This window comes from Brevundimonas sp., from assembly GCF_035626535.1.
Lineage (GTDB): Bacteria > Pseudomonadota > Alphaproteobacteria > Caulobacterales > Caulobacteraceae > Brevundimonas.
The window spans coordinates 1-8,312 of sequence record NZ_DASPNO010000039.1 but is presented as its reverse complement, the minus strand read 5'-3'; the positions used below and the strand labels follow the sequence as shown (position 1 = coordinate 8,312).

General features: G+C 70.2%; 7 protein-coding genes. All 7 read right to left on the bottom strand.

Annotated features, from left to right (window positions below):
* Positions 1 to 170: 170 nt before the first annotated feature.
* The 7 genes from ftsH to VEC04_RS05570 all read right to left on the bottom strand — a co-directional run bounded on the left by ftsH (position 171) and on the right by VEC04_RS05570 (position 8,179).
* The gene (gene ftsH, locus VEC04_RS05600) at positions 171 to 2,102 is read right to left on the bottom strand and encodes an ATP-dependent zinc metalloprotease FtsH (RefSeq protein WP_324774671.1); all 1,932 of its coding nucleotides are present in this window, start codon (positions 2,100 to 2,102) and stop codon (positions 171 to 173) included.
* Positions 2,099 to 3,382: an ATP-binding protein gene (locus VEC04_RS05595; RefSeq protein ID WP_324774669.1), complete on the bottom strand. Its 1,284-nt coding sequence runs from the start codon at positions 3,380 to 3,382 to the stop codon at positions 2,099 to 2,101. The genes ftsH and VEC04_RS05595 overlap by 4 nt, the downstream gene beginning before the upstream one ends.
* A gap of 125 nt (positions 3,383 to 3,507) precedes the next feature.
* Positions 3,508 to 4,383: a tol-pal system protein gene (locus tag VEC04_RS05590; protein ID WP_324774667.1), complete on the bottom strand. Its 876-nt coding sequence runs from the start codon at positions 4,381 to 4,383 to the stop codon at positions 3,508 to 3,510.
* A gap of 40 nt (positions 4,384 to 4,423) precedes the next feature.
* The gene (locus VEC04_RS05585) at positions 4,424 to 5,533 is read right to left on the bottom strand and encodes a DUF3667 domain-containing protein (protein ID WP_324774665.1); all 1,110 of its coding nucleotides are present in this window, start codon (positions 5,531 to 5,533) and stop codon (positions 4,424 to 4,426) included.
* Between the two features lie 107 nt (positions 5,534 to 5,640).
* On the bottom strand, positions 5,641 to 6,195 hold the full coding sequence (gene pal / locus VEC04_RS05580; protein WP_324774673.1) for a peptidoglycan-associated lipoprotein Pal: 555 nt from the start codon (positions 6,193 to 6,195) through the stop codon (positions 5,641 to 5,643).
* Between the two features lie 125 nt (positions 6,196 to 6,320).
* The gene (gene tolB / locus VEC04_RS05575) at positions 6,321 to 7,691 is read right to left on the bottom strand and encodes a Tol-Pal system beta propeller repeat protein TolB (protein ID WP_324774663.1); all 1,371 of its coding nucleotides are present in this window, start codon (positions 7,689 to 7,691) and stop codon (positions 6,321 to 6,323) included.
* Positions 7,692 to 7,798: 107 nt separating this feature from the next.
* Positions 7,799 to 8,179 carry a hypothetical protein gene (locus tag VEC04_RS05570; protein WP_324774661.1) on the bottom strand — a complete coding sequence of 127 codons (381 nt, stop codon included), beginning with the start codon at positions 8,177 to 8,179 and terminating at the stop codon, positions 7,799 to 7,801.
* Between the last annotated feature and the right edge of the window lie 133 nt (positions 8,180 to 8,312).

The following is an 8,312-nucleotide window of genomic DNA, read 5'->3' as shown; positions in this document are numbered from 1 at the left end:
CGAAGGCGATGGGGAGGACAGGTCGATGCGAAGCAGCGACCCGGAGGGGGCGGCGCCGGCCGATGGTGATTGGCGCTCGGCTGCCCGCCGCCCGCGCCGCCCCCTCCTGACCGCTGACGCGGTCTGTCCTCCCCATTCGCCATAGCGAATGGGGAGGTGAGTCGTCCGTTTCAGTGCACGGTCGTCGGGGCTTCTACGGTCGTGCCGTCGGAGACCGGGGTGATTGGGACGGAGACGGACGGGCCGGCGTTGGGGAAGTTGTTCTCGTCGCGGTTCGGGGCGAGGCCCTTCTCGAGCAGGTCCTTGATCTCCTGACCGGAGAGGGTCTCGTACTCGAGCAGGGCCTGGGACAGCTTCTCATGATCCTCGGCCTTCTCGGTCAGGATCCTGCGGGCCGCCTCCCAGCCTTCGGTGACGATGCGGCGCACCTCGGTGTCGATGATCCGGGCGGTCTCTTCCGAGACGTTCTGGCTGCGGGCGACGGAGTGGCCGAGGAAGACCTCTTCCTGGTTCTCGCCATAGGCCACGGTGCCGAGCTTCTCGGAGAAGCCCCAGCGGGTGACCATCGCCCTTGCAAGCTTGGTGGCCTGCTCGATGTCCGAGCTGGCGCCGGAGGTGACGTTCTCAGGCCCGAAGATCAGCTCCTCGGCGACACGTCCGCCGGCCATAATGGCGATGCGGTCGATCATCTGCTGGAACTTCATCGAGTAGCGGTCGCCTTCCGGCAGCTGCATGACCATGCCCAGGGCGCGGCCGCGCGGGACGATGGTCGCCTTGTGCACCGGGTCGGCCATCTTGACGTTCATGGCGACGATGGCGTGGCCGGCCTCGTGATAGGCGGTGAGGCGCTTCTCCTCCTCGTTCATGGCCATGGACTTGCGCTCGGCGCCCATCATGACCTTGTCCTTGGCGTCCTCAAAGTCCCGGTGGGTGACCATGCGGCGGTCCTTGCGGGCCGCCATCAGGGCCGCCTCGTTGACCAGGTTGGCCAGGTCGGCGCCGGAGAAGCCGGGGGTGCCGCGGGCGATGGTCTTGACGTTGACGTCGGCGGCCAGCGGCACGTCCTTCATGTGCACGCGGAGGATCTTCTCACGGCCGGAGACATCCGGGTTGGGGACCACGACCTGACGATCGAAACGGCCCGGACGCAGCAGGGCCGGGTCGAGCACGTCGGGCCGGTTGGTGGCGGCGATCAGGATGATGCCCTCGTTGGACTCGAAGCCGTCCATCTCGACCAGCAGCTGGTTGAGGGTCTGCTCGCGCTCGTCATTGCCGCCGCCGAGACCGGCGCCGCGATGACGGCCGACGGCGTCGATCTCGTCGATGAAGATGATGCAGGGGGCGTTCTTCTTGGCCTGTTCGAACATGTCGCGGACGCGGCTCGCGCCGACGCCGACGAACATCTCGACGAAGTCGGAGCCGGAGATGGAGAAGAAGGGCACGCCCGCCTCGCCCGCCACGGCGCGGGCCAGAAGGGTCTTGCCGGTGCCGGGAGGGCCGACCAGCAGGGCGCCCTTGGGGATCTTGCCGCCGAGGCGCTGGAATTTGGCTGGATCCTTGAGGAAGTCGACGACCTCCTGCAGCTCCTCCTTGGCCTCGTCGACGCCGGCGACGTCGTCGAAGGTCTTGCGGCCCTTGTGCTCGGTCAGCAGCTTGGCCTTGGACTTGCCGAAGCCCATGGCGCCGCGGGCGCCGCCCTGCATCTGGCGCATGATCAGGACCCACAGGCCGATGATCAGCAGGAAGGGCAGCAGGGTGATCAGGGCGCCGACCCAGAAGGACTGGCGGGTGTTCTTGACGTCGACCTCGGCGCCGGAGGCCTGCAGGCTCTCGACGAGGTCGCCGTTCGGCACGGGCGTGACGACGGTGAATTTCCGGTCGTCCTTCATCTGGACCGTGAGGGTTTCGTTCTTCACCTCGACCGCCGCGATCTCCCTGGCGTCGCGGGCCGCGATCAGCTCGGAATAGGTCATCTCGGCGGGGCGGGCCGAGGCCGCCTTCTGGCCGGGCGTGGCGAGAGGGCCGCCGCGGTTGACCGCCACATAGACGGCGAGGAGGCCCAGGATGACGGCGCCCCAGATGGCCAGATTGCGAAGGTTCATTCTCGTCTCGATCCCTGGAAGCGCGGCGCGCTCCCCTCTTCGGTGATGTCAGCGCCAGAAAATAGGTGGTTCCGGGGCGTAGCGCCATGCGCGCGCGGCTCCAGCTCCGTCTCATGCGTCATTCGGTCCAGCGCCAGCGCCAGTCTTTCCTCGACCAGCGAGTGCGCCTTGGCCGCGGTTCCTGCAAGAACCGGGGCGGTCGCGCCGTTCCGGATCAGCACAGGCATGGCGCCGCGAGCGGCGGGCGGCAGGGCGTTGAGGCGGGCCCGGTCGGCCTTCGACAGGGCGGACAGGCGGCCGGCGGCGGGGACGACGCTCCAGCCGGGGTCAGCGGCGGTGAGGGCCCAGCGGCCGTCCCAGACGGTCTCGACGCCTGGGGGGAGCGGCAGGGGCGGCGGGGAGCGGCGCGCGAACTCGCCGGGTTCGCGGGCGATAAGGACCCGGTCGGGCCCCGCCTCGATGCGGGCGCCGCAGAGGACGGCGGTGAAGGTCTCCCCCGCTTTCAGGCGGGTGAGGATGCGGTCGAGCCGGTCGCCGCGCGGGCGGCGGTCGCCGCCGCCGGCGCAAACGAGGGCGGCGCCGAGGAGGCGGGCGGAGACGGAGCGGTCGAGGGTGAACGAGCCCTCTCCCAAGGGGAGAGGGAGGGGCCCGCTCGCCTCCCGGCGAGTGGGAGGGTGAGGGGGTTCGGCACCGGGAGCACTCGTACCGGAATCCCTCATCCTCCCACGCCTGTCGGCGCGGGCCCCACCTTCTCCCGATGGGAGAAGGGCGCGCCGCGCGCGGCTTCTCGCGTAGCGCACGTCCTCATTCGAGGGATCCTCGATCCAGCCCTGCCCCTGCGCCGTCAGCCAGTCGCGCAACCCGGCCCGCTCCACGTCCAGCATCGGCCGGAGCAGCATCAGGCCGCGGCCCTCCGGCCAGGCGGGGGACGGCGACCAGTCGCGCAGGCGGCCGAGGGTCGAGCCTTCGGCCCGCATCAGGTCGGCCTCGGCGACGTCGCCGGCGGTGTGGGCGAACAGGACCACGCGCGCGCCGGCCCGGCGGGCGGCAGCGGCGATCAGTCGGTGGCGGGCGGCGCGAGCGGCCGCGGGCAGGCCGGTCGAGGGTTTCGCGCCCTCCCACGACAGCCGACGCCAGTCCGCACCGGCGCGCCGGGCGGCCTCACCGGCGAAGGCGGTCCAGCCGGCGCTGTCGGGGTTCAGGCCGTGATCGACGGTGAGCGCCAGCAGGCGGCGTCCGTTATCGCGGGCCCAGGCCGAGGCGACCGCCAGCAGGGCCACGGAGTCGCCGCCGCCGGACAGGGCGAGGGCGAGGGGCCGGTCCGTCTGCCGCTCAAGCCGCGCGGTCAGCCGTTCTCGGACGCGGTCAGTCCAGGACGGGGCGACCCACGCCGGGGCGGCAGGGCTCAGCCCGCTCTCCGGGCCGCCGGGCAGGCGAACTGGGTGCGCAGGCCGGCCGCCCGGGTGCGCAGCGCCGCGCTGGCCCCGGCGGCGTAGCGCCGGTCGAAGTCGCCGAGGGCGGTGCAGGCCTGGGTCTTGCGGTCGTTGGCGTTCAGGGCCGTGGCCAGCTCCAGCACCGTGCCCGCGGCCCAGGGCGTGGTCGGCCAGCCGTCGAGGGCCGCCGCATAGTAAGCCACCGCTCCGGCGTGATCGCCGGCCGAGACGCGCAGGTCGCCGAGGCGGGCGTTGGCTTCGCGGGCCTGCGGCGTATCCGGCCAGGCGAGGGTGACGGTCTGCAGGGCGCGGTCGCCCATCGCCGGATCCGAGGCCGCGAGGCGCACGGCGGCGGCGAGGTCGCGGGCCGGATCGCCCGTCGGAGAGGTCGAGCTGATCGGCGCGTTCAGCTCCGCCTCGCGCTGGGCGGCGGCGGCGATGTCGCGCAGCCGGGTCTCGGCGGTGCGCAGGCGGGTTTCGAGGGCGGCGTTGTCGCGCGTGGTCTCGTCGAGCTGGAAGGTCAGCCGCTCCAGATCGGCGTTGACCCGCTGCAGGGTGGCCTCGAGATCGTTGACGCGGCCGTCCATGATGGTGACGCGGCTGGTCAGGGCGACGACCTCGGGATCGGGCTCCATGATGACCGGCTGGCCGGCGGCGTTGCGCTGGGTCAGGGCGCGTTCGAGGCGGCGGACGTTGCGGTCCAGCTGCTCGAGCCGCCGTTTGTCCCACTGGATCGGCTCCATGGGCGCGGTCTGGGCCACGACCGTGGTCGTGCCGGCGATCAGGACGACGCCCAGCGCGGTGATCAGGGCGTTTTTCGAGCGGAGGGCGGGGGGCAGCTTGAGCATGATTGTTTTCGTCCCACCGATTTGAGGCCGCCGCAAGGCGTCAGCCCGTGAGGCCGAGGGTGATGATGGCGAGGATGAACAGGGTGAAGGCGATGCTGGCGAAGATCAGCAGCAAAACGGTGCGCCAGGCCGCCGAGAACCATGACAGGCTGTAGGCGCCCTTGAGCTGGGCGAACATGTGGACGGGAACGCCGAAGGTGAACAGCAGGGCGCCGGCGGCGGCGAAGCCGCTCCACAGCGGGCCGAGGATGGCGATCAGCATCATCAGGATCGACATCGCGGTCAGCGAATAGAGCACGAAGACGCCGTGGTCGTAGAGTGTGAAGCCCCGCCGCCACAGGAACAGCAGCGCCACGAACGGCAGCGAGATCGGGATCAGCAGGAAGCTGAATTTATAAGCCGTCTGCTGGATCTTGTAGAGGGCCAGGTCGGGGTTGAGCGCCTTCTTGGTGAGGGTCTTGTCGAGGCCCTTCGAGCCGGTGTTGAACTTGAGATCGCCCGAGACGACGGCGTCGTGGAGCTGGGCCTGCCAGCTGCCGGGCGCCAGACCGTCGGTGCGAGCGGCCCCGGCCTCGGGTGAGATCCCCAGGCGCCTCTCGAACTGGCTGACGATGGTTTCCTGCGCCTGCACGGTCACCTTCAGCGCGTTCGATCCGGGCCGGGCCTCGGCGGCCTGACGATCCTCCGCGAGCTTGGCCCGGGCGGACTCCAGATTCGCGGTCAGCGCGGCCCGTTCCTGCGGGCTCATGGTGGTGTTCACGTCCGGCTCAAGGCCGCCGGAGAAGCTGAACACGAAGAACATCAGGAAGACGGTGAACAGGAACATCGCCAGCGGCGAGACGTAGCGGGTGCGCCGCCCCTGGACCCATTCGCGGGTCAGGCGGCCGGGGTTGATGGCCAGCAGCGGCAGGGTGCGCCAGATGCGGGCGTCGAAATGCAGCACGCCGTGCAGCATCTCCTCGCCGAGATGCAGCAACGAGCGGTGGACGTGGGTGGGTTGTCCGCAGCTGGAGCAGAACCGGCCTTCAACCGGCTGACCGCAGTCGGTGCAATTGCCTTCGGGGTCGCCGGTGTGGCCGGTCGGGCGCTCGATGGCGCCGGCGAGGAGCCCCCCCGTGGCCGCTCCGCCCGCCGCGTCGATATCCACCATGCCCGCCCCCGGTTCGCTGTCGCTCCGATCTAGCCGCCGGGGCGATCAAAAGAAAAGGGGCGGCCGACAACCGGCCGCCCCTCCCGATGTTCGACGCTGTCGCCGGATCAGCGCGTGGCGCCGCTGACGATGGCGGTGTGGGCGTTGCGGTTGCGGGCCCAGGCCTCCTCGTTGGAGCCGGCCGCGATCGGACGCTCCTTGCCGTAGCTGATGGTGTCGATGCGGGCGGCCGAGACGCCGCGCTGGACCAGATAGCTACGCACCGACTCGGCGCGACGGGCGCCGAGAGCGAGGTTGTATTCGCGGGTGCCGCGTTCGTCGGCGTTGCCTTCGATGCGGACGGTGACCTGCGGATAGCGCTGCAGCCACGCCACCTGGGCGTCGAGACGCGGATAGGCGTCCGGCCGGATCTCATAGCTGTCGAGGTCGAAATAGATGCGGTCGCCGACGTTGACGACGAAGTCCTGCTCCGAGCCCGGGGCGGCCGAGCCGAGGGCGCCCCCGTCGACGGGGCCCGACGGCGCGGTCGGATACTGCGGGCCCGAACTGGGAGGAGCGGTGTCGCCCGAGGCGCTGTCGACGGGACGGCGCGGGGTGCAGGCGGCGATGGCGGTCACGGCCACGCCCACGGCGGCCAGACGAAGCAGGGTCGAGGTCTTCATCATCGATCGTCTCCTTGGTGCGAGGCCTCGGCCTCCAGCTTTGCTATAAAACTCGGGTACTGGTGCGCCAGCGATTTCGCCAGCTGCGATAACGCGGAGTTGAGCCGAAAGGCTCCGCTTGTGACTCAGGTGGAGCAGCTGTCGGGGCCGCCGCCTCCGAGATTCGTCGGCTGCTCGTCCAGGAGCGGCGACCAGGCCGGATCGCTGCCCCGGCCGTTGTAGCCGGCCTGGCTGACGACGCGTCCCGACAGGTCGACCGTCCACAGCCGGGTGTCGCCGCCGGGCGACTGGCGCGCGAACATGATGTAGCGGCCGTTCGGGGCCCAGGACGGCCCCTCCTCGAAATAGCTCGACGACAGGATGCGCTCGCCGGTGCCGTCGGGCGCCATCACGCCGGTCGAGAAGCGGCCGCCGCCCTGTTTGGTGAAGGCGATCAGGTCGCCGCGCGGGCTCCAGTTGGGCGCGGTGTAGATGCCGCCGCCGCGCGAGATCGGCCGCTGGCCCGAGCCGTCGGCGCGCATGACGTAGAGCCGCGCCGTGCCCGATCGGTCGGAGGTGAAGACGATCTGGCTGTTGTCCGGGCTGAACGAGGGCGAGGTGTCGATGGCCGGGTCGTTGGTCAGGCGGCGCACCTGACGGCTGGCGAGGTCCATCACATAGACGTCGGTGTTGCCGCCGCGGATGATCGAGAAGGCCATCTTGGAGCCGTCGTTCGAGAAGCGGGGGGCCAGCACCTGGCCGTCGAACTCGCCGAGCGACTCCGTACGGCCGGTCGATAGATTCTTGAGGTAGATGCGGCTGTAATCCCTGCCCAAAGCCACATAGGTGATCTCGTTGGGGTCGTTCAGCGAAAAGCGCGGCGACATGATGATCTCGGAGCCGTCAGTCAGATAGACGGGGTTGAAGCCGTCCTGATCCGAGATGGCGAGGCGCGACAGGCGGTTCAGCTGGGTGCCGCTTTCGGACACGAACAGCACGCGGCTGTCGAACAGGCCCGCCTCGCCGGTCATGCGCTGATAGACCAGGTCGGCGATCTTGTGGCCGATGCGGCGCCACTGCTCGAGCGTGGCGGTGAAGCGGTAGGAGGCCAGCTGGCACTGCCGGTACGGGTCGTAGAGGCGGAAGCCGAAGTCGTAGCGGTTGTCCGGGCGGGGGCTCACGGAGCCGTACAGCACCGCCTGGGCGCCGATCGAGGTCCACTGCGGGAAGTTGGGCGCGTTGGCGAGGGTCAGGCCGGTTTCGACGAAGCTGGCGGGATCCAGCGGCTCGAAATAGCCGGAGCGGCGCAGGTCGGAGCGGATCACCTGCGACAGGTCAGAACCGTTCTGGCCGTCGAAGTCGGCGACGGCGATCTGGAAGGGACGCAGCACGCCCTGGTCGATGATGACTTCTTCGGGCTCCTGCGACGGGGGCTGCCCAGCCGGAGTCTGAGCCGTCGCGGCGGTTACCGTCATTGCAAGAACGGCGACGCTCGCCAGAAGTCGGTTCAGTCGCATAGAGGGCTCCCGCAGTTTGAGACGTCCGCCGGTTCTTGTCGCCGAACCGGTCGCAGAAGGCCAGCATGGCCGCGATTGGGGCGACTTTCGGGCGCGATCAGATGTCGTCAGCCCGCGCAGGCTCGCGCTGGAAGGAAGGTCGGACGGTAGCGCCCGCCGGGGAATCCGTCAGGGACGTCGAACGGGGCCGCGGCGATGAGGGCGAGGCGCGCGCTCTCGGCCGTGGCGCGCCAGTCGGCGTCGTCCTGCGGCCGGACCATGGTGGGGCCTGAGACAATGCGGCCTTCGGAATCCAGGGTCACGTCGAACTGAATGCGCTCGCGGACGAAACCGGGATCATCGCACCGGAGACGCCAGTGCGGATAAACCTGGTTGAAGATGCCGACCGCCGCGGCGGCGGCACGCGGGTCTGCGGGGCTCGTCGGCGTGGGCGCCACGGCGTCCTGTCCGGTGAGGACAACCATCAGCACGGCGATCAGGTTCAGCATCCGGGGCTCCTAGCGCCCCCTGCAGGCGCGGGCGGTGAGGAAGGTTGGACGGTAGCGACCGCCGGTGAAGCCACGGGGAACCTCGAACGGCGCGGTGGCGCGAAGGGCCCGCAGGGCTTCGGCCGTCGCGGCC